Source organism: Streptomyces hokutonensis (genome assembly GCF_000376565.1).
GTDB classification, from domain to species: domain Bacteria; phylum Actinomycetota; class Actinomycetes; order Streptomycetales; family Streptomycetaceae; genus Streptomyces; species Streptomyces hokutonensis.
Genome location: NZ_BARG01000053.1, coordinates 23,502 through 44,320, shown reverse-complemented (window position 1 = coordinate 44,320; position 20,819 = coordinate 23,502). Strand labels below are relative to the sequence as shown.

Below are 20,819 nucleotides of genomic sequence, written 5' to 3'. Positions count from 1 at the left end.
CTCTGCCCTCAGGTGCTCAGGATGGTGACCGCCGACACGCCCGGCGCGCCGTACAGGTGGGTGTAGCCGACGTGTGGTGTGCCGGGGATCTGTCGGTCTCCCGCGGTGCCGCGCAGTTGGAGGACGATCTCGTGGATCTGGCGCAGTCCGGACGCGCCGATCGGTTCGCCGTTGCCGAGGAGTCCGCCGTCGGTGTTGACCGGGAGCCTGCCGCCGATCTCGGTGGCGCCCTCGGCGATGAGGCGTTCCTGCTCGCCGTCCTTGCAGAGGCCGTTCTCGGCCATGTGGATGACCTCCGATCCGGCGTCGGTGTCCTGGAGTTGGGCGACGTCGATGTCCTCGGGGCCGATGCCCGCGCGTTCGTACGCCTCCCGCGAGGCGTCCACGGTCGGGCTCGCGACGACCTCCCCGACCGGGAACGACGGGCTCTGCACCTCGAAGGCGCCAAGTCGGCGGCTGCGCAGGGCCGTTGACCGGATCCGTACGGGCTTCCCGGTGTACTTGTGAGCCTGGTCGGCCCGGCACAGCACGAGGGCCGCCGCTCCTTCGTCCGGGCCGCAGTACATGTACTGGCGGAGGGGGTGGTTGAGGACCGGAGACGCGAGGATCTCCTCCACGGACAGGGGAGTTCGGCGCCAGGCCTTCTCGTTCCGGGCCGCGTTGCCGAAGTTCTTGGCCGCCACGCGCGCGAGCGTCTCGTGGGAGATGCCGTGGTCGTGCATGTAGCGGTTGATCTTCATGCCGAAGAAGTGGGTGGTGAGGAAGAGGCCGGTCTGTCCGTACCAGGAGGGGATGCCGGCCACGGACGGGTCGGCGGCGAAGGCTCCGCGCGGGTGCTTGTCCAGGCCGATCGCGATGGTCAGGTCGTGCTCGCCGGTCTCGATCGCGCGGGCGGCCAGCGCCACCGAAGTACCGGCCGTGGCACAGCCGTTGAACACCCCGCGCAGGGGTACGCCGGTCAGGCCGAGCCGGGCGACGATCGCGTCCGGGTTGGCGACCTCGTAGCTGCCGATGTAACCGCCCTGGATCTGCGGCCAGTTGACGCCCGCGTCGGCGAGCGCGAGCCGTACCGCGTCCGCGCCCATGTCCAGTGCCGGCTTCCCGGGGAACCGGCCGAAGGGGTGCAGTCCCACGCCGATGATGACGGCCTCGGTCACGGTGTCTCCTCTTCCGCCGGGGCGAACGCGAACGTCACGATCTCGGTGCCGTCGTCCCGCACGGTGTAGGGCACGAGCGTCAGCCGCATCTCCTGCCCGAGCCGCAGCTTGTTCGGGTCCGGTTCGGTGAGGCGGGCCTCGACCAGCAGTTCGCCGGGGAGCTCGATGTAGCCGACCGCGTACGGCTCGAAGGCCTCGGGGCCGTCGTACGGCGGGGACGGCGGCCGGAAGTCCTGGGTGGTGTACGTCCAGAGCGTCCCGCGGTCCGCAAGAAGCCGTTCCTTGGACTCCGTGCTCGCGCACCGGACGCAGTGCGGGGCGGCGGGGAAGCTCACCAGTCCGCAGTCCGCGCACTCCGAGCCGATGAGCCGGAGGGGTGTGCTCTCGTCGGGTGGCCAGGTGAACAGGCCGTCGGCTACCGGTATTTGAGTGGTCGTCATGTCCTCACGCCCTGTTCCTGTTGCCGAGCGCGTCGGCGTTCGGAGCCGCCTTGGCCACCAGGTTCGGGACGACCGAGGTCAGTTCCTCCGGTGTCCAGCGCGACTCCGCGCTCGCGCCGGGACCGTTGACCCAGCCTTCGAGGACGGTGATGCGGTTGCCGACGACACCGAAGACCCGGCCGGTGACCTCGCGTGAGGCGGCCGAGCCGAGCCAGACGACGAGCGGGGAGATGGCTTCGGGGGTGAGGTCCTGGGCCTCGGCGGCCTGCCTCATCATCTCGATGTCCTCGGTGAGCCGGGTGAGCGCGGTGGGCGCGATGGCGTTCACCGTCACGCCGTAGCGGGCGAGTTCGGCGGCGGCGATGACGGTGAGGCTCGCGATGCCGGCCTTGGCCGAGCCGTAGTTCGACTGGCCGGGGTTGCCGAAGATGCCGGACGGGGAGGTCGTGTTGATCACCCGGGCGTCGTTGTCGTGACCGGACTTGGCGCGCTCGCGCCAGTACGCGGCAGCGTGGTGCAGGGTCGCGAAGCTGCCCTTGAGGTGGACGGCGATCACACCGTCCCAGTCCCGCTCGGTCATCGACACGATCATCCGGTCGCGCAAGATGCCGGCGTTGTTGACCAGCACGTCCAGGCCGCCGTAGGTGTCGACGGCCTGTCGGACGAGCCGGCCGGCGCCGTTCCAGGCGGAGATGTCGTCCGTGTTGGCCACCGCCTCGCCGCCGGCCGCGACGATCTCGTCGACCACGGTCTGGGCGGGCCCGGCCGAGGAACCCCCGCCGTCGCGCGCGCCGCCCAGGTCGTTGACGACGACCTTCGCGCCGTGCGCGGCGAACGCCAGGGCGTGGGCCCGGCCGATCCCGTTGCCGGCGCCGGTGACGACCACGACCCGGCCGTCGACCACTCCTTCGGACATCCTCAACTCCTCGATGATGTGGGCTGGTCGGCCTCGGCGAAGAGGACCCGCGGGTCCTCGCTGCCACAGGCGCAGCGGCCGGTGATTACGCGTCCGGCGAGGCCGAGCGGGGTCTCGGGAAGCAGCGAGGTGCGCCCCTCCCCCGCCGCCACGGACAGTTGTCCGTCCCGCGCGCCGACCCGCCACTCGGCCGCGTTGACGTGCGCGCCTCCTCGTTCGGGGCACTCCAGCGCGAGGGCCGGTCCCACGGTCGCGATCAGGGCGGCGGACACGCCCACCCCGCGCAGCATTGGTACGGCGGCGGGCCGGGCCAGTACGACCGGCGTCGTCCGGAACATCTCACCGACGTCGGTCGCACCGGCCAGCCCCTCCAGGGTCTCGGCCGACAGGCCGATGACCGCGTGCGGGTCGAGTTCGCGGTGGAATACCGCGGTCCTGCGGTGGTCCCAGCCCATCGCCTCGGCGATGCCGTACGGCACCTTCAGCGCGCGCAGGGCGCCGATCACCGCGTGGCCCCAGAAGCCCTCGAAGCCGGAGGTGGTCAGCAACGCCCGCTGTCCCGCGGTCAGTCCGTGGTCCCGGAGGCGGGCGGTGACCCAGTCGGTGTCGCGGGCGAGTTCGGCCCAGGTCAGTTCCATGTCCCGGATGCCGTCGGAGGTGGGGAAGCGTACGAGGTAGGCGAGTTCGGGCCGGTCGAGGGTGCGGGCCCGGGCCAGGGTGTCGGCGCGGGCCATCAACTCCTCACCACCCGGGGGAACTTGGCGACACTGGTCATGGTCTTCAACAGGTCCTCCTCGGTGCGCATGTCGAGCACCGGCTTGACGCCGGTCCGCTCGCGCACGGCTTCGCTCAGGCGTCCGGCGAGGGCGTCGACGTCTCCGGTGAGCCGGGGGTCGTAGCCGACGCGCAGGCGCAGTTCGTCGACCTCGCGTCCGGCGCGGACGATCTGGAAGACGCCTGCCACGGTCTCGGGCTGGTCCTCGACGGCCTGCCAGATGTCCCGCAGGACCACGGATCGCCCCTGGACCAGGGTCTCGTCGCCGCGCCTGCCGGCCACCCACATCCGGGCGTGGGTGCGCCCGCAGCCGCAGCGGTCCCGGGAGAGGCGGACGAGGTCCTCGCTGCGGTAACGGATCAGCGGCGCGGCCCGGTTGTCGAGGTCGGTGGCGACGAGTTCACCGAGGTCGCCCTCGGCCGCGTCGCGCCAGCCGTGCTCGTCGACCTCGACGCACTCCGCGAAGACGGTGTCCTCCCAGAGGTGGAAACCGTCGTGTTCGCGGCACTCCCAGGCGGTGCCGGTGTCGGCGGCGCTGGTGTACTCGTAGACGTCGATGCCCCAGTCCTCGCGGATCCGCTCACGCATCTTCCGGCTGAGGGGCTGTCCGGCGCAGGAGGCGCCCTTGAGGGAGGAGAACGCCTCCTTGAGGTCTGTCCGGCCGGCCAGGTGCTCCAGCTCCACCATCTGCGGATACATCATCTGGAGGTAGGCCGGGCGGTAGGTGCGCAGTGCCTCGACGACCTCGTCCATCTTCCCGAGCCAGGTGTCCACCTCGATGACGACCGCGCCGAGCGCCTGGTAGCCGGGGTCCATGAGGTTGCGGAAGGTACCGGGCGGGCTCAGCACCCGGTCCCCGGGCCGCAGGCCGAGTTCCCACAGGTCACGCACCTGGGCGGTGACCAGGGGCGGCGCGTCCTCCCAGATCTCGGCGAAGAACTCCGGGTCGCCGGTGGTGCCCGAGCTGGAGGAGACGGAGGTCAGTTCCTCGGTCGGGACGCAGAGCAGACCGCCGAAGGGGTCGCCGGTGCGGGCCCGGTGGGCGCGCACCATGTCCTTGGTGATAAAGGGGATACGGGCCCGGAAGTCGTCCAGGGTGCGGACGTCGCGCGGGTGCACCCCGTGTTCGTCCCAAAGTGCGCGGTAGAAGGCGGAGTTGGCGTAGGCGTACTCGACGAGTTCCACCACCCGTTCTTCCTGCCGTTCCCGCAGCTGGTCCCGGGCCATGGTCTCCACCTGTGGCTCGAAGTACCTGTCAGCGGTGTCCCTGTCCCCGGCCATGGCGCCTCCTCGCGGCTCAGCTGCCCAGATCTTCCAGCTATCAGCGCAATCAGTCAACTAATTCGACTGAATCTCGGGGAACTCTCGCGCTCGCTCGATCCATATAGTTAACTATTAGCACTCATTAGAGCCTCGGGAGGGCGATGTGAAGATCGTTGTCTGCGTGAAGCACGTGCCCGACGCCACGGCGGACCGCACCTTCACCGAGGACGGCACCACCGACCGCGCGTCGGTCGACTCACTGCTGTCCGAACTCGACGAGTACGCGGTCGAACAGGCCCTGCGGATCGCAGAGTCGGGCCCCGACGTAGAGATCTGCTATCTCACCGTCGGCCCGGACGACGCGAAGGACGCCCTGCGCAAGGCGCTCGCCATGGGCGGCGACTCGGCAGTCCACGTGTCCGACGAGGACATCGAGGGCAGCGACGTGTTCGCCACCTCGCTCGTACTGGCTGGGGCGATCCAACGGCACGGCTTCGATCTCGTGCTGTGCGGGATGGCCTCGACGGACGGCGGCGCCGGAGTCGTACCGGCACTGCTCGCGGAGCGGCTCGGCATCCCGGCCGTCACCCACGTCGAGGAACTGACCGTCGAGGACGGCGCGGTGACCGGCCGCCGCGAGGGCGACACCGCGACCGTGCGGGTCCGGAGCGGCCTGCCGGCCGTCGTGTCGGTGACCGACCGTTCCGGCGACGCCCGCTACCCCTCCTTCAAGGGGATCATGGCCGCGAAGAAGAAGCCCCTGGAGACCCTCGACCTCGCCGACCTCGGGATCGACGCCGGGCAGGTCGGCCGTACGGCAGCGCGGACAGCGGTGGACACCGCGACCAGGCGCCCGCCGCGCACCAAGGGAGAACTCGTCTCCGACGACGGGACGGGCGGCATCGGGCTGGCCGCATTCCTCACCGCCAAGAAGTTCGCCTGACCGACAAGTCTGTCCGACGAGTACGTCCGACTGACAAATTCGCCTGTCCAGCAAGTCCGTCCGACCGACAAGTTCGCCTGACCGCCCCAAGGAGCCCAGCACCGTGGCCGAGATCCTCGTACTCGTCGATCACCTGGACGGCGTCGTCCGCAAGCCGACCCTCGAACTCCTCACCTTGGCACGCCGGTTGGGCGAGCCGTCGGCCGTCTTCCTCGGCCCCGGCGCGGACTCCGCTGCCGAGACCCTCGGCCGGTTCGGCGCGGGCAAGGTGTACGTCGTGGACGCACCCGAGGTCGAGGAGTTCCTCGTCACTCCGGCCGTCGACGCCCTCACCCAGATCGCCGAGAGCACCGCCCCGGCGGCGATCCTGCTGCCGTCGAGCCCGGACGGCAAGGAGACCGCCGCCCGGGTCGCGCTCCGGCTGGGGTCGGGGCTGATCACGGACGCCGTCGACATCACGGCGGACGCGAACGGCCGCCCCGTCACCGAGCAGTCCGCGTTCGCGGCGACCTATCAGGTGACGGCGCACATCACCCAGGGCGCTCCGGTGATCACCGTGAAGCCGAACGCCACCGCACCCGAACCGGCCCCCGTCACACCTGAGTTGGAGAAGCGGGACATCGCCTTCGGCCCCGCCTCCGCCGCCGTGCAGGTCGTGTCCCGCACGCCCCGCGAGCGCGGTGACCGCCCCGAACTGAGCGAGGCGGACATCGTCGTCTCCGGCGGCCGGGGCGTGAACGGCGCCGAGAACTTCGCCGTGATCGAGCGCGTCGCCGACACCCTCGGCGCGGCCGTCGGGGCGTCCCGGGCAGCCGTCGACGCGGGCTGGTACCCGCACAGCCACCAGGTCGGCCAGACCGGCACGCAAGTCTCCCCGCAGCTCTATCTCGCCGCCGGTATCTCCGGGGCGATCCAGCACCGCGCGGGCATGCAGACCTCCAAGACCATCGTCGCCGTGAACAAGGACGCGGATGCGCCGATCTTCGAGCTCGCCGACTTCGGCGTCGTAGGGGATCTCTTCCAGGTTCTCCCGCAACTGGTGGAGGAGATCGAGCGGCGGCGGAGCTGACCTCATCCACCTCGCGGCTGACCTGCTCCGCCTCGCGACTGATCTCCTCCGCCTCGTGGCCTTCCGTCCGGCGGCAGATACGATTAAAATCGCTCACTGATTGCATCTATTGACCCGAAGGAGCGCCATGACGAAGATCTGGGTCAACTCCGGGGACTCCCATGTGATGGAGCCCGACGACCTGTGGATCCGGGCGCTGCCGCCGCGCCTCGCCGACCGGGCGCCGCGCAGTGAGCGCGGTGACAAGTACGAGGTGCTGTACATCGACGGCGAGCGCATCGACCGCCAGCTCAACGACTTCATGGACGCCATGCGGCCGCCGGGCGCCCGGGACCTCGACGTACGTCTGAAGGACCTGGACCAGGAAGGCGTCTGGGGCCAACTGGCCTTCCCCTCCATGGGGTTCTGGTTGGTGTCGATCACCGAACGGGAGCTCGCCAGGGAGACCGTGCGGGCCTGGAACGACTGGGCGCACTCCGAGGTCCTCGGGAAGCAGCGGCGCATCATCACTCCCGCCTGTGTGTCGACCGCCGACGTCGAGGACGCGGTCGCCGAAGTCGAGCGGGTGGCGGAGATGGGCTTCCAGTCGGTGTTCCTGCCGTGCCAGACGCGGCCCGGCGAGGAGTACGCCCTCGACCGCTGGGAACCGCTGTGGACGGCGGCCGAGCGGGCCGGTCTGGTACTGGGCTTCCACATTGGCACCGGCGGCGAGAACGTCGTCTTCCGCGGGCCCGGCGGCGCGGTCGTCAACTACATGGAGACGACCTACCCGGGCATGCGCGTCGTGTCCCACATGGTCGCGGGCGGCGCCCTGGACCGCCACCCCGACCTGAAGATCCTGATCGCGGAGGGCGGCGCGGGCTGGGTGCCGGCCATCGGCGACCGGATGGACGAGGCCTACCGGCAGCACGGCATGTTCGTCCGGCCGAAACTCAGCCGGCTGCCCAGCGAGATCATCAGGCAGCAGGTGTACGCCTCCTTCCAGCACGACAAGAGCTCGGTGGAGATCGTCGAGTCGACGGGCTACCGCAACGTGATGTGGGGCGACGACTACCCCCACCTGGAAGGCACCTACGGCCACACCCAGTCCACCCTGCACGAGCTGTTCGACGGCGTGTCCGCCGACATCCGCGAGCGGGTCACCCGGGGCACCTTCAACGAGCTGTTCAATCTGCCCGAGCAGACTCCCCAGGAGGCGGCCGTCTGAGCGGCGACACCCCGATGAGCAGTCCGCCGTATCCCGAGGATCTGGAACGACCGGACCTCGTGCGCACCGGCCGGTCGACCTTCGTCCGGCCCGTCCGCCCGGAGGACGCCGACCGCCTGGTCGCGTTCGTCGGCGGACTGTCCCGGGCGACCCTGGCCTACCGCTCGCTCGGCCCGGTGGTCCGCGCCCGCGACGACGTCATCCGGCGCGGCGCCCACGTGGACTACCTCAACGAACTGGCGCTCGTCGCCCTCGCCGGCGACGAGATCGCCGGCCTGGTGCGCTACGTCCGCGATCCCGAGGAGCCGGAACACGCGGAGGTCACCTTCACCATCCGCGACGACCACCAGAGCGAGGGGTTCGGCAGGCTGCTCCTGGAGCACATCGCCGCCGCCGCGCGCACCCGGGGCATCCGGGTCCTGGAGGCCGACGTCCTCGCCGACAACACCCGCATGATCAACGTGTTCCTCGGCTCCGGCTACCGCGTCGAGTCCGGGCCACCCGGCCAGATCGTCCACTTCGAGATCGCCGTCGACCCGCAGACCCAGGCCGTCGCCCGGGCCGAACGCCGCGAACACACGGCCGTACGACGCTCCCTGCGACCGCTGCTCGAACCCCGCTCGGTCGCGGTGATCGGCGCGAACCGCAGCCCGCTGACCATCGGCCACGAGATCGTCGCCAACCTGCTGCGGGGCGGTTTCCGCGGCTCCGTGTTCCCGGTCAATCCGCGGGCCGAGCGGGTCGCGGGGGCGCGGGCGTATCCGACCGTCCGGGAACTTCCCGAGGTGCCCGACCTGGCGCTGGTCGCCGTACGGGCTGAGGCGGTCCCCGATGTCGTACGAGAGTGTGCGACGGCCGGCGTCAAAGCGGTGGTCGTCGTCTCAACGGGCTTTGGCGAAACGGGAGTCGAGGGTCGGGCGGCCGAGCTGGAACTGGCCCGCTTCGCCCGCGCCTCCGGAATGCGGCTGGTGGGCCCGAACTGCATGGGCGTGGTCAACACGACGCCCGCCGCCCGACTGGCCGCGACCTTCTCCCCCGCGCTGCCGACGCCGGGCCGGGTGGCGATGTCCAGCCAGTCCGGGCCGCTCGGGCTCGCGGTGCTCGACTTCGCCCGCCGGCTGCGGCTCGGCTTCTCCGGGTTCGTGTCGGTGGGCCACGCCGTGGACGTCTCCACCAACGACCTGCTCCAATGGTGGGAGGAGGACCCCGAGACCTCGGTGGTCCTGCTGCACGTCGAGACCTTCGGCAACCCGCGCCGGTTCGCCCGGATCGCGCGCCGGGTCGCGCCGCGCAAGCCGATCGTCGCGGTGCACCCGGGCCACGCGGACACGGCGGTCGACTCGCTCTTCGCCCAGTCCGGCGTCATCCGCACCCGCAGCCTCCAGGAACTCTTCGACGTAGCCCTCCTGTTGGCGCACCAGCCGCCCCCGCCGGGCAACCGGGTCGCCGTGATCACCAACGCGGGCGGCCCCGCCGCGCTGGCCGTCGGCGCGTGCGAGGCGAGCGGCTTGCGGGTGCCCGCACTGGGTGAGCACGTACGACACTCCCTTCGTACGGCGCTCTCGCCCCGCGCGGAGGTCACCAACCCGATCGACCTCACCCCCATGGCCACGGCCGCGCACTACCGGCAGGCACTGGACGCCGTACTGGCCGACGACGGCATCGACGCCGCCGTGGTCCTCTTCATGCCTCCGCTGGCCGACAAGCCGGACGAGGTGGCGGCGGCGATCCTGGACGCGGCCGAGACCGCGCCCGAGAAGCCGGTGGTCGCGAGCTTCCTGGGCGGCGCGGGCGTCGCCGATCTCCTGCACCGGGGCGAACTCGTCGTACCCACCTACGCGTTCCCCGAGTCCGCGGCGACCTCGCTCGGCCACGCGGCGGCGTATCAGGCGTGGCGCAGCACCCCTGCGGGAGTCATACCGGACCTCCCGAAGGTCGACACGGACCGGGCCCGCTCGCTGGTCGCCGGGTGTGCTCCCGGAGCCGTATCGCCGCAGGTCGCCGCCGAGTTGCTGGACGCGTACGGCATCTCCGTCCGGGACGCGGACTCCCACGGTCCGGACGCGTTCCTCTCCGTGCGCGCGGACCCGGTCTTCGGCCCGGTGATCGCGTTCGGTCTCACCGGGGACTACGCCGACCTCATGGCCGACGTCGCCCACCGGATCACCCCGCTCAGCGACCGCGACGCCCGCGAGATGATCCGCTCGCTGCGGGCCGCGCCGCTACTGGACGGCCGGGTGGGCGGCCCCGGTGTGGACCTGACGGCCCTCGAAGAAACCGTGCTGCGGATCTCCGCGATGGTCGAGGACCTGCCCGAGATCGAGTCGATGGAACTGCGTCCGGTACGGCTGCTACCGCCCGGGGACGGCGTGGCCGTCGCCCGCGCCACGATCCAACTCGCCGACGACACAAGGAGAGGTGGCCCCTCATGAAGGTCGGCATCTACTTCGACATGCGCAACCCGCCGCCCTGGCAACAGAGTTGGTCACGCGTCTACGGATTCGCCCTGGAGATGTGCGAGGAGGCGGACCGGCTCGGCCTCGACTCGGTCTGGTTCTCCGAGCACCACGGCTTCGAGGACGGATACCTCCCGCAGCCGCTCACCATGGCCGCCGCGGTCGCCGCCCGCACGAGCAGGATCCGGCTGGGCACGGCCGTCATCCCCGCGCCCCTGCACGCGGCCCCCGAACTCGCCGAACAGGCCGCGATCGTCGACATCATCAGCGACGGCCGCCTGGACCTCGGACTCGGCACCGGCTACCGCGTACCCGAGTACCGGCTCTACGGCGCCGATCTCGCCCGGCGCTACTCCACGACGGACCAGCGGGTGCGGGAGATCCGCGGCCTGTGGTCCGAGTCCCTGGTCACCCCCGGCCCGGTCCAGGACCCGCTGCCGATCTGGCTCGGCTACCAGGGACCGCAGGGTGCGCGCCGGGCCGGGCGGCTGGGCACCGGGCTGCTCTCCCTCAACCCGGCCCTGCTGGCGCCGTACCGGGACGGCCTCGCCGAGAGCGGCTACGACGTGTCGGCGGCGCGGATGCAGGGTTCGTTCACCACGTTCGTCACCGAGGACCCCGACGGCGACTGGCCCGTGGTGCGCAAGCACCTGGCGTACCAGTGGGACAGCTATCGCCGGTACATGGTCGAGGGGACCGACCAGCCGGCCCCCCGCCCCATCGACCCCGAGAAGTGGCGGGCGACGGGGCTGCAGGCGACCGGTGTCGGCCAGTTCCTGTACGGCACCCCGCAGGACATCGCGGATGCCCTCAAGGCGTACGTGGCGGGGTTGCCCGTGGAAGGGGTGTTCCTGTGGGCCTCGCTGGCGGGGATGCCCGAGGAGATGGTGGCACGCCAAGTCCAGCTGATCGCTGGGAAGTTGCGCCCGCTGCTTACCGATGTCTGACCCGAGGAGAAGCGGCGTGACGAGTACGACTGATGGAGCTGGTGGAGCCACGACGCCGACTGGGCTCTGGGCGGGCGCCGACTTCCAGGAGCCGCCCCGCACCCCCGGTGGCGTGGCACTGTGCGGTGCGTGCCGCGTCGTCGGTTCCTGCCGCCTGGGTGTCGAGGGCGAACGGCTCGACGGCGGCGGCGTGGCGGTCTTCGAGCTCATCTGCCCCCGCGACCAGGAGGGCGGCCCGAATGTCGCGCACGGCGGTTGGACGGCGGCCGTACTGGACGACTGTCTCGGTCATCTCCCGCTGCTGCACCGGGTGTTGAGCGTCACGGCGGAGTTGAGCGTGAGCTTCGTGAAGCCGGTGCCGGTGGAACGGCCACTGGAGGTTCGGGCCTGGGTCGAACGCCGGGAGGGCCGGCGCTGGTACATCGCGGGCGAGATGGTGCTGCTGCCGACCCGGGCCGTGCTGGCCCGGGTCTCCGGGATCTGGGTGACCCGCGACCAGGGCCATTTCGCGCGGCACGAGGAGTGGCTGGCGGAGCAGGAGGCAGCCCGGGGCGGGGGTCAGTAGGACCGCAGCCCCATGCTCCGGGCGATCCCGTTGCGCTGGATCTGGCTGGTGCCCCCGGAGATCGTCGCCACGATCGACTCCCGGTAACGGAAGCTCATCACGCTCTCGGTCGAGAAGCCGTGCCCGGCGCAGACCTGCATCCCGAGCCGGGCGGCCGCCACATACGTCTCCGACCCCTTCAGCTTGGCCATCGAGCCCTCCCGGGTGCAGGGCTTGCCCTGGGCGAGCAGCCAGGCAGCGCGGTACGCGAGCAGCCGGGCGGAGTCGATCTCGGTCTGCAGGTCGGCCATGTCGTGGGCGAGGGCCTGGAAGTTTCCGATCGGACGGCCGAAGGCGTGCCGCGTGCGGGAGTACTCCAGCATCTCGTCCAACGTGGCCTGCGCGGCGCCGAGATACCCCCCGGTGATGATCACCTTCTCCAGTTCGATGTTGGAGAGCATGACCTTCCAGCCCTCGTCGCGCGGTCCGACGAGGTTCTCCTTCGGGACGAGGGCGTCGTTGAAGAAGACCTCGTTGGTGCCGAGGATGTGCCGGGCCAGCGTCGGCGTCCGGCGCACCTCGACGCCTTCCGTCGCGGGGTCGACGAGCAGCAGGCTGATCCCGCCGTGCTTGGGCTCGCGGGGTCCGGTCCGCACGTAGGTCGCGATGGTCGTGTCGGGCAGACCGCCGCCCGTGCACCAGGCCTTCTGCCCGCGCACGAGGAACTGGTCGCCGTGGTCCTCGGCGGTGGTGCGCAGGGCAGCGGCGTCGGACCCGCTGTCGGGTTCGCTGAGGCCGACGGCGAGGCGGTGGCGCCCCGTCATCACCTGCCGGCGGATGAAGTCGCGCTGTGCCTCGTTGCCCCACCGGAACACGGTGATCCCGGGGATGAGCACGCCGATGTAGCACATGGCGACGTCGAAGCTGGCCCGCCCCAACTCCTCCGCGATCAGGATGAGTTCGAGCGGGCTGCCGCCGTCGCCGCCCTCCTCCTCACTGAACGGGAGGGAGAACCACCCCAGATCGGCCATGCCCCGGAACAGCTCGGGCGGCACGACGCCCTCCTCGTCCCACCGCTTGGCCTTCTCGGCCGGGCACACGTCGGCGACGAACTGCCGTGCCGTCGCGCGCAACAGGTCCTGCTCGTCGGTCAGCCCGAAGTCCACGGCCACTCCTCGCCCACACTAGGCTATTCATCTAGCTAATTATTCTATGTTAGCGGATAGGACGGCCCGGCCGGAATGCACCTCCCGCTCCCCGCGTTCGGCATCAGGGACTCGGCCCGGCCCGCACGCATGAGGGATTCGTTCAGTGCGTGGACGCACGGCTCGTGTCACGAACGCCATGGGGCGCCGCAGGCACAGCACCGGCAAACGATGTCATGCACACACCTTGACCAAATTGGTCTAGACTTTTACTTTCGAGTGGTCAACTCCCTTCGGCTCACGCCCAGTTGCGACGTGCGCCCTCTTCCGCATGCGCCGAACCGCTCGAAAGGGCCCCGACACCCCATGACCACTCACTCCCCACTCCCCCGCACCGCGTTACCCGGCGCCCCCGTCCTCGCCCTGCTGGCCCTGCTGATCGGTCTCCTGACCGCGGCACCGGCAGCCGCGGCGACCGGGGCGATCACCGGCCTCGCCGGCAAGTGCCTCGATGTCGCCGGAGCCGCCTCCGCCGACGGCACACCGGTCCAGCTCTACGACTGCAACGGCACCGCCGCCCAACAATGGACGGTCGGCACGGACAGCACCGTCCGCGCGTTGGGCAAGTGCCTTGACGTCACCGGCGGTTCGACCGCCGACGGCGCCAAGGTCCAGCTGTGGACCTGCACCGGCGGCGCGAACCAGCGCTGGACCGTCACCGCCGCGAACGACATCGTCAACACGGCCGCGAACAAGTGCCTCGACGTCTCCGACAACTCCTCCGCCAACGGGGCGCGCGTCCAGATCTGGACCTGCACGGGAGGCTCCAACCAGAAGTGGAACGCCCCGGCGCAGCAGTCGGGCGAGCAGTGCTGGGCCACGCACTACGGCCCCCAGCCCGCCGGTGCCCTCACTGCCAGCGGCGAGGTCTTCGACAACAACGCGGACACGGCGGCCACCTCGCTCTCGCGTCAGCCCCAACTGCCTTTCGGCACACGGGTCCAGGTCACCAATGTCGCCAACGGCCGCTCCCTGACCGTACGGATCAACGACCGCGGGACCTTCGCCCAGACCCCGCAGGAACCGAAGTGCCTCGATCTCACCGACGGCGCCTTCAGCCGCCTCGGCGGCGTCCTCGACCCGGACGCCGGACACATCGTCGTCACCCAGACGGTTCTGGGCTGACGGCCACGGCACGCCCGGTCCACACGAACCGATCGCCCTCGGCACCTCTCAACCACAGGAGCAAAGCCCCATGGTCACCCCCCACTCCGCACCAAGTCTCCGCAGACTCACGGCCCTGAGCAGACTGACGCTCGTCATGCTGCTCGCCGCGGCCCTGTCCGCCCTGTTCACCATCTCCCCCGCCCATGCGGCGGACGGCCGGATCACCGGTCTGGCCGGCAAGTGCGTCGACGTCGCCGGGGCGAACACCGCCAACGGGACCGCCGTACAGCTCTACGACTGCAACGGCACCAGCGCCCAGACCTGGTCCAACCCCGGTGACGGCACCCTGCGCGCGCTCGGCAAGTGTCTCGACGTGACCTCCGGCGGCACCGCGGACGGCACGACGGTCCAGCTCTACGACTGCAACGGCAGCGCCGCCCAGAAGTGGGCCGTCAGCTCGGCGAACGACATCGTCAACCCGCAGGCCAACAAGTGCCTGGACGTCACCGGCAACAACTCGGCCAACGGCACCCGGCTCCAGATCTGGACCTGCTCCGGGGGCGCCAACCAGAAGTGGAACGCCCCCGCGAGCGGCGGCGGCACCACCCCGTCCGGCTTCGTCGTCAGTGAGGCCCAGTTCAACCAGATGTTCCCGAGCAGGAACGGCTTCTACACGTACAGCGGTCTCACCGCCGCCCTGTCCGCCTACCCCGGCTTCGCCAACACCGGCTCCGACACGGTCAAGAAGCAGGAGGCCGCAGCCTTCCTCGCCAACGTCAACCACGAAACCGGCGGACTGGTCTACGTCGTCGAGCAGAACACCGCCAACTACCCGACGTACTGCGACTGGAGCCAGTCCTACGGCTGCCCGGCCGGTCAGGCCGCCTACTACGGCCGCGGCCCCATCCAGCTGTCCTGGAACTTCAACTACAAGGCAGCGGGCGACGCGTTGGGCATCGACCTCCTCAACAACCCCTGGCTGGTGCAGAACGACTCGGCCGTCGCCTGGAAGACCGGCCTGTGGTACTGGAACACCCAGTCCGGCCCGGGCACGATGACCCCGCACAACGCCATGGTCAACGGCGCCGGTTTCGGCCAGACCATCCGTTCCATCAACGGCTCCCTGGAATGCGACGGGCGCAACCCCGCGCAGGTCCAGAGCCGCGTCGACGCCTACAACCGCTTCACCTCCATCCTCGGGGTCAGCCCCGGCAGCAACCTCTACTGCTGACGCTCGCCCTCGGGCCCGCCCGACGCGAGGGCCGGTTCATCCGTGAACCGGCCCTCGCACCACACCTGCAACCAGCAGCCCGGTTCGTCGGCACCAGCCCCGGAAAATCCCAACAGCACCCATGACGGCACCCTTGCCACTAGAATTGGTGTCATGACTGCCATCACCCTGCGCATCCCCGACGCCATGGACAAACAACTCCGCGACGCCGCCGCCGACGCCTCGTCCCTGAACGACTACATCGTGCGAGCCGTACGACGTCAGATGACCCTCGACGCCGCGCGCAAACTCGCCTCCGTCGCCCCCCTCGACCTGGCGGGCGAGGGCGACACCCTGTGACCATCCGCAAGGGCGACGTCTGGGACGTCGACACCGGCAAGGGCACCCGCACCGTCCTCGTCGTCAGCCTCGACGGACTTGCCGACGCCTACGGCGCGGTCGTCGTCCTGGTCCTGCATGCCCCGGCCCAGCACCCCGACACGGCGATGAGCGTGCACCTGACCGCACCGGTGGACGCCTCCGTCGTCGCCGTCAATCTCCTCCAGCTCTCCACGCTCCGCTTCGAGACCGGCACACCGCACGGGAACATCGGCCCCGAACAGCAGGAACTCGTCGACAACGCCCTCCGCGCGGTCCTCGACCTGTAAGCCCCACACGACCGGGACAGCAGCCGGCGTACGGCGACGGCTCCTGCTTTCAGCAAGCAGGCCGTCAGCGCAGTCGACGCGCCCGCAGCACCACGTCATCGGTGTGGTGCGCACCGGCGCCGCCGTCGGGTGCCACTCGTGGCCGCTGCTCGTCCACCTCCACCGTCCAGTCGTCGTCGAGCAGCGCGGCGACCATGTTGGGCCAGACGTAGTCGGCCGGGTCGAATCCGCCGTCGTGTTCGTGCCGGGTGTCCATCCCCGCGTGGTGCACGAGCAGCAGCACGCCGCCGGGTGCGACGGCCGCGAGCAGCGCTCGCTCGGCTGCGGCGTCGGGTGTCCGCAGCAGGGCCGGGTACTGCGCGGAGACCAGGTCGAAGGAGGCCGGGGGAAGCGCCGCTTCCGCCAGTCCGGCGTGCACCCAGCGGACGGTGACACCGGCGTCCTGTGCGTGCTCCGCGGCCCGCTCCAGCGCCACGCCCGAGACTTCGAGCGCGGTCACGTCCCAGCCGCCGCGCGCGAGCCAGACGGCATCCGCGCCCTCGCCACAGCCGACGTCGAGTACTCGTCCGGGCGTGAGCCCGGCGACCTCGGCCACGAGCGCGCCGTTGGGCAGGCCGCTCCACAGTTGTCGGCGGTCGGCGTATCGGTTGTCCCACTCCGCCCGGACCTCTGGGTCTCCGACGTATCCGTCGGCAGGCAAGGAGGTGTCGGGAGCGGACGATCCTGCGATGTTGTCTGTCACCGGCCCACGGTCACCCACGAAGTCCTGGTCACGCCACTCTTGTTGCTGCTCCGGCAAAACGTCGGCCCGTCTCACGCGAGCGTCACCTCCAGGTGCTGGTGTGCCGGGTGGTCTCGTTGCCGGCGACGACCAGGAGCAGGAAGTGGTTGTCGAAGCCCTGCACGGAGAGCGGGACGCCGTCGCGCGGGGTGGAGTTCAACAGCCTGGAGACCAGGTCCGTGCCCTCACCGCCGCGTCGCCGGGGGCCAACTCCCGTCCGTACGCGAAGACTTCGAGCGAGGCGGGTGAACGGAACGGTACGTCGCGGTACTTCTCGCTCTCCTCGCGGTCAGGCCGCGCAGGAAGTCCGCGTAGCCCTGCCCTGCGACGGCTTCGACAGGTGTCACGGTGCCATCGGGTCCTGCCCGTTCATCGCGCCGGTCAGCGCGGTCCGGGCCAGGTCCCGTAGCCAGATGTGCGCGGGGTCGGTGTCGTAGCGCTGATGCCATGACAGGTACACCGGGGCCGGCGGAAGGTCGAGCGGGAGCGGGAGCAGAACCAGGCCGAGATCAGCGGCGCGCGGACGCGCCGTGGATTCGGGGGCGGTGACGACGAGATCGGAGCCCCGCACGAACTCGAAGGCGGCCCTTTCCGTGGGCGCGGTCGCCACCACGCGTCGGGTGAGATCCAGTCGCGCGAGAGCGTCGTCGAGGATGTTCCCTAGCCTTCCGCGCCGAGAGACGGTGATGTGCTCCGCCGCGGCGTACCGCGCGGCGGTGACAGCCTTGAGGCGGGTGAACGGGTGCCCCCGCCGTACGACGAGGGCATGCCGGGTCTCGGCCACCCGATCGGCGCGGATCTCCGGTGCGGTCGAGCCGTCGGCGTTCGCGGCGAGGTCGACTTCGCCGCGCCGCAACTCCGGTGTGTCGACGCTCGATTCCGCGATGAAGCGCAGCCGCACCCCGGGCGCCCGCTCGCGCACGGCGGCCAGCAGCGTAGGCCCACCGAGGGCGACGAGCGCGTCGTGCCAGCGGAGCGTGAAGGTGCGCTCTAGGGTCGCGAGGTCGAGCTCGCGGCTCGGCGCCAGCACGCCCCTGACCTGCTGGAGCAGGTCGTGCACCTGTTCCCGTACGGCGATCGCGTACGGCGTCGGGGTCATCGTGCGCCCGGTGCGCACCAGGATCTGGTCCCCTGTCGAACGCCGGATCCGGCCGAGGCTGCGGCTCATCGCGGGGGCCGTGACATGAAGGCGGTCGGCGGCACCGGCCACGCTGCCCTCCTCCAGGAGGGCGTCGAGCGCGGCGAGCAGATTCAGATCCAATTGCATGGGAGTCATGCTAGCCGTGCTTTACATGCACTTGATGTTAATCATGCCCTCTCCTACCTTCGAAGCACGGGCGCCGACGCAACAGGTTCTCGCCCGGTCGATCCCGATCCCCGCTGCTCAGATGGGAGCACTGCCATGCCCGAATCCATGCCGATCTCCGACCCCGCCGTCACCTCCGACGCCGACCTGCTCGCGCACACCTCACTCGCCGTACGCACGGCCGGCGCGGCTCTGCGGGAGCTCTTCGGTGACGTGGTGCCCTACCGGACCCTCGAAGAGCTGATGCACGCGCTCGCCGTCAACGACGACGCGGTTCTCGGTGTCCTGCGTCCCCGCCTGACCGCCCTGCGCCCTGGCGCCGGTTGGGTGGAGGAGGAGTTGGCGGGCGGCCCCCTCCCGGCGGGCGAATGGTGGGTGGTGGACCCTGCCGAAGGGAACGTCAACCATCTGCACGGGCTGCCGGAGTGGGCAGTGACCGCCACCCTCGTGCGCGACAACCTGCCGGTCCTCACCGTCGTCCATCTGCCGCTGACCGGCGAGACGTACACCGCGCTCGCGGGCGCCGGCGCTCACCTCGACGGCCGGGCGCTGCACGTGTCCCGGACCTCGGACCTCGGTCTGGGCATCGTGGCCACGAGCCAGGCCCGGCCGGACGAGGACGAGAAGGTCGTGCGGCGCGTCGACTCCTCGATCACCGAGATGCTCCTCGACGCGCTCGTGGTGCGGACCGCCGTACCCGCCACCCTGCATCTGCTGAACGTGGCGGCCGGCCGGATCGACGCCTTCTGGCAGTTCGCCGGAGCCCGCGCGGACCTGCTTCCCGGGGCGCTGCTGGTCACCGAGGCCGGCGGACGGATCACCGACGTCGAGGGCCGCCCCTGGACTCCGGCGAGCGAGAGCTTCCTGGCAGCCGCGCCCGGCGTGCACGCCGAAGCCGCCGCCACGCTCTCGCGCTGATCGCACAACCCGCCCCGCAAGCACGGAAAGGACCAGAACATCATGACCACGATCGCAGTTCTCGGAAACGGCCGCGTCGGCGGCAGCCTGGCCACAGCCCTCACCCGGGCCGGGCACGACGTGACCGTGGCGGACCGCTCGCCGGGTGCCGCCGCGAACGCCGCCCGGACCGCGCAGGTCGTCGTCAACGCCACGCCGGGCGACACCTCCCTGGACCGGCTCGTCGCGCTGCGCGAGGAGCTACGGGGCAGGATCCTCGTCGATGTCTCCAACGCCACCGTCGACGGACCGGACGGACTCCCCGCCGACCTGCTCTATCCCGGCTCGAGCCTCGCCGAACAACTCCAGGAGTCGCTCCCCGAGACCCGAGTCGTCAAAACACTCAACACCATGCTCTTCACGGTGATGACCGCGCCCGCCACACTCACCCAGGCGCCCAGCGCCTTCCTCTCCGGCGAGGACCAACAGGCCAAACAGACCGTGCGCGAACTGCTCACCGACCTGGGGTGGCGCGAGGAGTGGATCACCGATCTCGGCGGCATCCGGACCGCCCGCGCCACGGAGGCCGCGATCCTGTTCGTACCCCACGTGATCCGGTCCAGCGGATTCACGCCCTTCGCGCTCTCCATCGCCCGTTGACGCAGAGCGATGCCGCGTGCCCGTTCATCGGTCCCGGTCCCGGTCCCGGTCCTGACGATGCCGCCGATCTCGTACTGGCCCTGCGGGGACGATGGCGACGTCCTCGTAGCCGGTATGGATGAGGTCGCGGCAACCGCGGCGGACGTTGTACTCCAGTGAGCTGGGCGAGCTGAGCGCGCCAGTGCCGGGCGTGTATGTCGACAGCCGGTGGCGGCGTGCGACCTGGGCGCGCAGGAGGTCATTGAGGACCGTGCCCGCGGAGTCGCCACGGTCTGCGGGGCCGGCCATCAGTCGTCCCTACCTTGTCGATCGGGATGAGCGAGCCGTTCGCAGGGTTGCTTCACTCAGGGGCGCTGGGTGTGGCTTTCAGTCGTCTGCCGGCGATCACGCCACCCGCGAACGGTGACACTCCTTGACCGAAGCCCGGCACCGCCACCTCGACGTCCCCAGGCAGCCACCGCCCAGCGGTTTGGCCCCACCGACACCTGCAACACTCCCCCTCTGAGCGTCACTTGGGTCCCGCAGCGGGCGATACTCGAACAGGCCGACGTCTTCGTCACCACGCCGGCACGGGCGGGTGCGGCGACGGGGCTCTCGCCGGGGTGCCGATGACCCCGCGCTGCGGGGGGGGGAACCGAGGAGTTCACGAACGCCGACCGGCAGCCGGAGCCGCCTGCTCGACCTCGGGCTGGAAAGGCCTCACGGTCTTGCACGACAGCCTTCAGTTGATGATTTCGGCGCGGTCATCCACGCGGATCGCGGCCAGCCGGTCCCGCCACATCTGGAGAGCCTCGGGCGTCAGTCGCGTCCAGTCGGTGACCTCGCCGACGATCCGGAGCGGTTCCCTGCTGCGATAGGAGCGGGTGGGATTGCCGGGGAACTTCTTGTCGGTGACGTTCGGGTCGTTCTCGAACTCCCCGGTCGGTTCGACGGCGTACACGCGCGGAACCCCGTCACCCGCGGCGAGTTCGGCGGCAAGTCCCGCGCCGTCACGCAACGCGGTGAAGTAGACGTGGTTCATCACGACTTCGGGCCGATAGTTGGAACGGAAGCCGGCGGTGAGGTGATCTCCGACCTCCAGCTCTGCCTTCGTGCCGTGGAAAAAGGGCCCCTCGTCCAACACCTCGTCCATCGCGCCAGGCTATCAACCCAAACTCTCGTGCCGGCGGGCCATCCAGGACGGCTCAGACGCCGTGATCACGCCGGCCACCGGCACGTGACCTCGCCCGCATGGTCACGGTTGCCGCTCTCCGTCAGCGCCGCCCCCA

Annotated in this window: 22 protein-coding genes and 1 pseudogene; 12 read left to right on the top strand and 11 right to left on the bottom strand. The window is 70.5% G+C overall.

Annotation, left to right across the window (positions count from 1 at the left end):
* Positions 1-8: 8 nt before the first annotated feature.
* Genes SSP08S_RS32570 through SSP08S_RS32550 form a run of 5 tightly spaced genes read right to left on the bottom strand, consistent with a single transcriptional unit; the run spans position 9 to position 4,569 of the window.
* A complete protein-coding gene (locus SSP08S_RS32570) occupies positions 9-1,157 on the bottom strand; it encodes a thiolase family protein (protein ID WP_019071855.1) in 1,149 nt (382 codons plus the stop codon).
* Positions 1,154-1,597 (bottom strand): Zn-ribbon domain-containing OB-fold protein, encoded by a 444-nt coding sequence (locus tag SSP08S_RS32565; protein WP_019071854.1) that lies wholly within the window; start codon positions 1,595-1,597, stop codon positions 1,154-1,156. The genes SSP08S_RS32570 and SSP08S_RS32565 overlap by 4 nt, the downstream gene beginning before the upstream one ends.
* Positions 1,598-1,601: 4 nt before the next feature.
* Positions 1,602-2,513, bottom strand: coding sequence for an SDR family oxidoreductase (locus SSP08S_RS32560; protein ID WP_019071853.1), 912 nt, complete (start codon positions 2,511-2,513; stop codon positions 1,602-1,604).
* A 2-nt stretch (positions 2,514-2,515) separates the two neighbouring features.
* Positions 2,516-3,247: a hypothetical protein gene (locus SSP08S_RS32555; RefSeq protein ID WP_019071852.1), complete on the bottom strand. Its 732-nt coding sequence runs from the start codon at positions 3,245-3,247 to the stop codon at positions 2,516-2,518.
* Positions 3,247-4,569: a phenylacetate--CoA ligase family protein gene (locus SSP08S_RS32550; RefSeq protein WP_019071851.1), complete on the bottom strand. Its 1,323-nt coding sequence runs from the start codon at positions 4,567-4,569 to the stop codon at positions 3,247-3,249. Before SSP08S_RS32550 ends, SSP08S_RS32555 begins: the two co-directional genes overlap by 1 nt.
* A 163-nt stretch (positions 4,570-4,732) precedes the next feature.
* Between SSP08S_RS32550 and SSP08S_RS32545 the strand changes: the two genes are divergently transcribed.
* The 6 genes from SSP08S_RS32545 to SSP08S_RS32520 all read left to right on the top strand — a co-directional run bounded on the left by SSP08S_RS32545 (position 4,733) and on the right by SSP08S_RS32520 (position 11,738).
* The gene (locus tag SSP08S_RS32545) at positions 4,733-5,494 is read left to right on the top strand and encodes an electron transfer flavoprotein subunit beta/FixA family protein (RefSeq protein WP_026179023.1); all 762 of its coding nucleotides are present in this window, start codon (positions 4,733-4,735) and stop codon (positions 5,492-5,494) included.
* A 103-nt stretch (positions 5,495-5,597) separates the two neighbouring features.
* Positions 5,598-6,563 carry an electron transfer flavoprotein subunit alpha/FixB family protein gene (locus SSP08S_RS32540; protein ID WP_019071849.1) on the top strand — a complete coding sequence of 322 codons (966 nt, stop codon included), beginning with the start codon at positions 5,598-5,600 and terminating at the stop codon, positions 6,561-6,563.
* A 127-nt stretch (positions 6,564-6,690) separates the two neighbouring features.
* Positions 6,691-7,770, top strand: coding sequence for an amidohydrolase family protein (locus tag SSP08S_RS32535; RefSeq protein ID WP_019071848.1), 1,080 nt, complete (start codon positions 6,691-6,693; stop codon positions 7,768-7,770).
* Positions 7,771-7,784: 14 nt separating this feature from the next.
* Complete coding sequence (locus tag SSP08S_RS32530; RefSeq protein WP_019071847.1) at positions 7,785-10,202, top strand: bifunctional acetate--CoA ligase family protein/GNAT family N-acetyltransferase; 2,418 nt, start codon at positions 7,785-7,787, stop codon at positions 10,200-10,202.
* A complete protein-coding gene (locus SSP08S_RS32525) occupies positions 10,199-11,173 on the top strand; it encodes an LLM class flavin-dependent oxidoreductase (RefSeq protein WP_019071846.1) in 975 nt (324 codons plus the stop codon). The genes SSP08S_RS32530 and SSP08S_RS32525 overlap by 4 nt, the downstream gene beginning before the upstream one ends.
* A 16-nt stretch (positions 11,174-11,189) precedes the next feature.
* Entirely contained in the window at positions 11,190-11,738 is a 549-nt protein-coding gene (locus SSP08S_RS32520; RefSeq protein ID WP_245607999.1) for a PaaI family thioesterase, read from the top strand.
* Here SSP08S_RS32520 and SSP08S_RS32515 read toward each other — a convergent pair.
* Positions 11,732-12,883: an acyl-CoA dehydrogenase family protein gene (locus SSP08S_RS32515; RefSeq protein ID WP_019071844.1), complete on the bottom strand. Its 1,152-nt coding sequence runs from the start codon at positions 12,881-12,883 to the stop codon at positions 11,732-11,734. The two genes, SSP08S_RS32520 and SSP08S_RS32515, sit on opposite strands and share 7 nt — an antisense overlap.
* Before the next feature lie 345 nt (positions 12,884-13,228).
* Between SSP08S_RS32515 and SSP08S_RS64795 the strand changes: the two genes are divergently transcribed.
* From SSP08S_RS64795 to SSP08S_RS32495, 4 genes are all read left to right on the top strand, one after another.
* Positions 13,229-14,047: a lectin gene (locus SSP08S_RS64795; protein WP_019071843.1), complete on the top strand. Its 819-nt coding sequence runs from the start codon at positions 13,229-13,231 to the stop codon at positions 14,045-14,047.
* A gap of 136 nt (positions 14,048-14,183) precedes the next feature.
* Positions 14,184-15,260 carry a chitinase gene (locus SSP08S_RS32505; protein WP_043259854.1) on the top strand — a complete coding sequence of 359 codons (1,077 nt, stop codon included), beginning with the start codon at positions 14,184-14,186 and terminating at the stop codon, positions 15,258-15,260.
* 153 nt (positions 15,261-15,413) lie between these two features.
* Complete coding sequence (locus SSP08S_RS32500) at positions 15,414-15,599, top strand: YlcI/YnfO family protein (protein WP_019071841.1); 186 nt, start codon at positions 15,414-15,416, stop codon at positions 15,597-15,599.
* Complete coding sequence (locus SSP08S_RS32495) at positions 15,596-15,907, top strand: type II toxin-antitoxin system PemK/MazF family toxin (protein WP_019071840.1); 312 nt, start codon at positions 15,596-15,598, stop codon at positions 15,905-15,907. Before SSP08S_RS32500 ends, SSP08S_RS32495 begins: the two co-directional genes overlap by 4 nt.
* 64 nt (positions 15,908-15,971) lie before the next feature.
* On the opposite strand, the gene SSP08S_RS32490 is transcribed toward SSP08S_RS32495, so the two are convergent.
* The 3 genes and pseudogenes from SSP08S_RS32490 to SSP08S_RS32480 form a co-directional block, all read right to left on the bottom strand.
* Positions 15,972-16,649: a class I SAM-dependent methyltransferase gene (locus tag SSP08S_RS32490; RefSeq protein ID WP_019071839.1), complete on the bottom strand. Its 678-nt coding sequence runs from the start codon at positions 16,647-16,649 to the stop codon at positions 15,972-15,974.
* Between the two features lie 91 nt (positions 16,650-16,740).
* Positions 16,741-16,970, bottom strand: a pseudogene (locus SSP08S_RS59675) (cytochrome P450); the annotation flags it as partial.
* 61 nt (positions 16,971-17,031) lie between these two features.
* Positions 17,032-17,955 carry a LysR family transcriptional regulator gene (locus tag SSP08S_RS32480; RefSeq protein WP_026179019.1) on the bottom strand — a complete coding sequence of 308 codons (924 nt, stop codon included), beginning with the start codon at positions 17,953-17,955 and terminating at the stop codon, positions 17,032-17,034.
* A gap of 135 nt (positions 17,956-18,090) precedes the next feature.
* Between SSP08S_RS32480 and SSP08S_RS32475 the strand changes: the two genes are divergently transcribed.
* The gene (locus SSP08S_RS32475) at positions 18,091-18,912 is read left to right on the top strand and encodes an inositol monophosphatase family protein (protein WP_019071836.1); all 822 of its coding nucleotides are present in this window, start codon (positions 18,091-18,093) and stop codon (positions 18,910-18,912) included.
* 42 nt (positions 18,913-18,954) lie between these two features.
* Complete coding sequence (locus tag SSP08S_RS32470; protein WP_019071835.1) at positions 18,955-19,551, top strand: NADPH-dependent F420 reductase; 597 nt, start codon at positions 18,955-18,957, stop codon at positions 19,549-19,551.
* Between the two features lie 24 nt (positions 19,552-19,575).
* Here SSP08S_RS32470 and SSP08S_RS32465 read toward each other — a convergent pair whose 3' ends face one another.
* Complete coding sequence (locus SSP08S_RS32465; protein WP_026179018.1) at positions 19,576-19,839, bottom strand: hypothetical protein; 264 nt, start codon at positions 19,837-19,839, stop codon at positions 19,576-19,578.
* A gap of 433 nt (positions 19,840-20,272) precedes the next feature.
* On the bottom strand, positions 20,273-20,683 hold the full coding sequence (arr, locus tag SSP08S_RS32460) for an NAD(+)--rifampin ADP-ribosyltransferase (protein ID WP_019071834.1): 411 nt from the start codon (positions 20,681-20,683) through the stop codon (positions 20,273-20,275).
* Between the last annotated feature and the right edge of the window lie 136 nt (positions 20,684-20,819).

Excerpts from the sequence above, each read along its gene's own strand:
- SSP08S_RS32565 (WP_019071854.1), bottom strand. The coding sequence starts at position 1,597 with ATGACGACCACTCAAATACCGGTAGCCGACGGCCTGTTCACCTGGCCA.
- SSP08S_RS32560 (WP_019071853.1), bottom strand. The coding sequence starts at position 2,513 with ATGTCCGAAGGAGTGGTCGACGGCCGGGTCGTGGTCGTCACCGGCGCC.
- SSP08S_RS32555 (WP_019071852.1), bottom strand. The coding sequence starts at position 3,247 with ATGGCCCGCGCCGACACCCTGGCCCGGGCCCGCACCCTCGACCGGCCC.
- SSP08S_RS32550 (WP_019071851.1), bottom strand. The coding sequence starts at position 4,569 with ATGGCCGGGGACAGGGACACCGCTGACAGGTACTTCGAGCCACAGGTG.
- SSP08S_RS32535 (WP_019071848.1), top strand. The coding sequence starts at position 6,691 with ATGACGAAGATCTGGGTCAACTCCGGGGACTCCCATGTGATGGAGCCC.
- SSP08S_RS32530 (WP_019071847.1), top strand. The coding sequence starts at position 7,785 with ATGAGCAGTCCGCCGTATCCCGAGGATCTGGAACGACCGGACCTCGTG.
- SSP08S_RS32525 (WP_019071846.1), top strand. The coding sequence starts at position 10,199 with ATGAAGGTCGGCATCTACTTCGACATGCGCAACCCGCCGCCCTGGCAA.
- SSP08S_RS64795 (WP_019071843.1), top strand. The coding sequence starts at position 13,229 with ATGACCACTCACTCCCCACTCCCCCGCACCGCGTTACCCGGCGCCCCC.
- SSP08S_RS32505 (WP_043259854.1), top strand. The coding sequence starts at position 14,184 with ATGCTGCTCGCCGCGGCCCTGTCCGCCCTGTTCACCATCTCCCCCGCC.
- SSP08S_RS32500 (WP_019071841.1), top strand. The coding sequence starts at position 15,414 with ATGACTGCCATCACCCTGCGCATCCCCGACGCCATGGACAAACAACTC.
- SSP08S_RS32480 (WP_026179019.1), bottom strand. The coding sequence starts at position 17,955 with ATGCAATTGGATCTGAATCTGCTCGCCGCGCTCGACGCCCTCCTGGAG.
- SSP08S_RS32475 (WP_019071836.1), top strand. The coding sequence starts at position 18,091 with ATGCCCGAATCCATGCCGATCTCCGACCCCGCCGTCACCTCCGACGCC.
- SSP08S_RS32470 (WP_019071835.1), top strand. The coding sequence starts at position 18,955 with ATGACCACGATCGCAGTTCTCGGAAACGGCCGCGTCGGCGGCAGCCTG.
- SSP08S_RS32465 (WP_026179018.1), bottom strand. The coding sequence starts at position 19,839 with ATGGCCGGCCCCGCAGACCGTGGCGACTCCGCGGGCACGGTCCTCAAT.
- arr (WP_019071834.1), bottom strand. The coding sequence starts at position 20,683 with ATGGACGAGGTGTTGGACGAGGGGCCCTTTTTCCACGGCACGAAGGCA.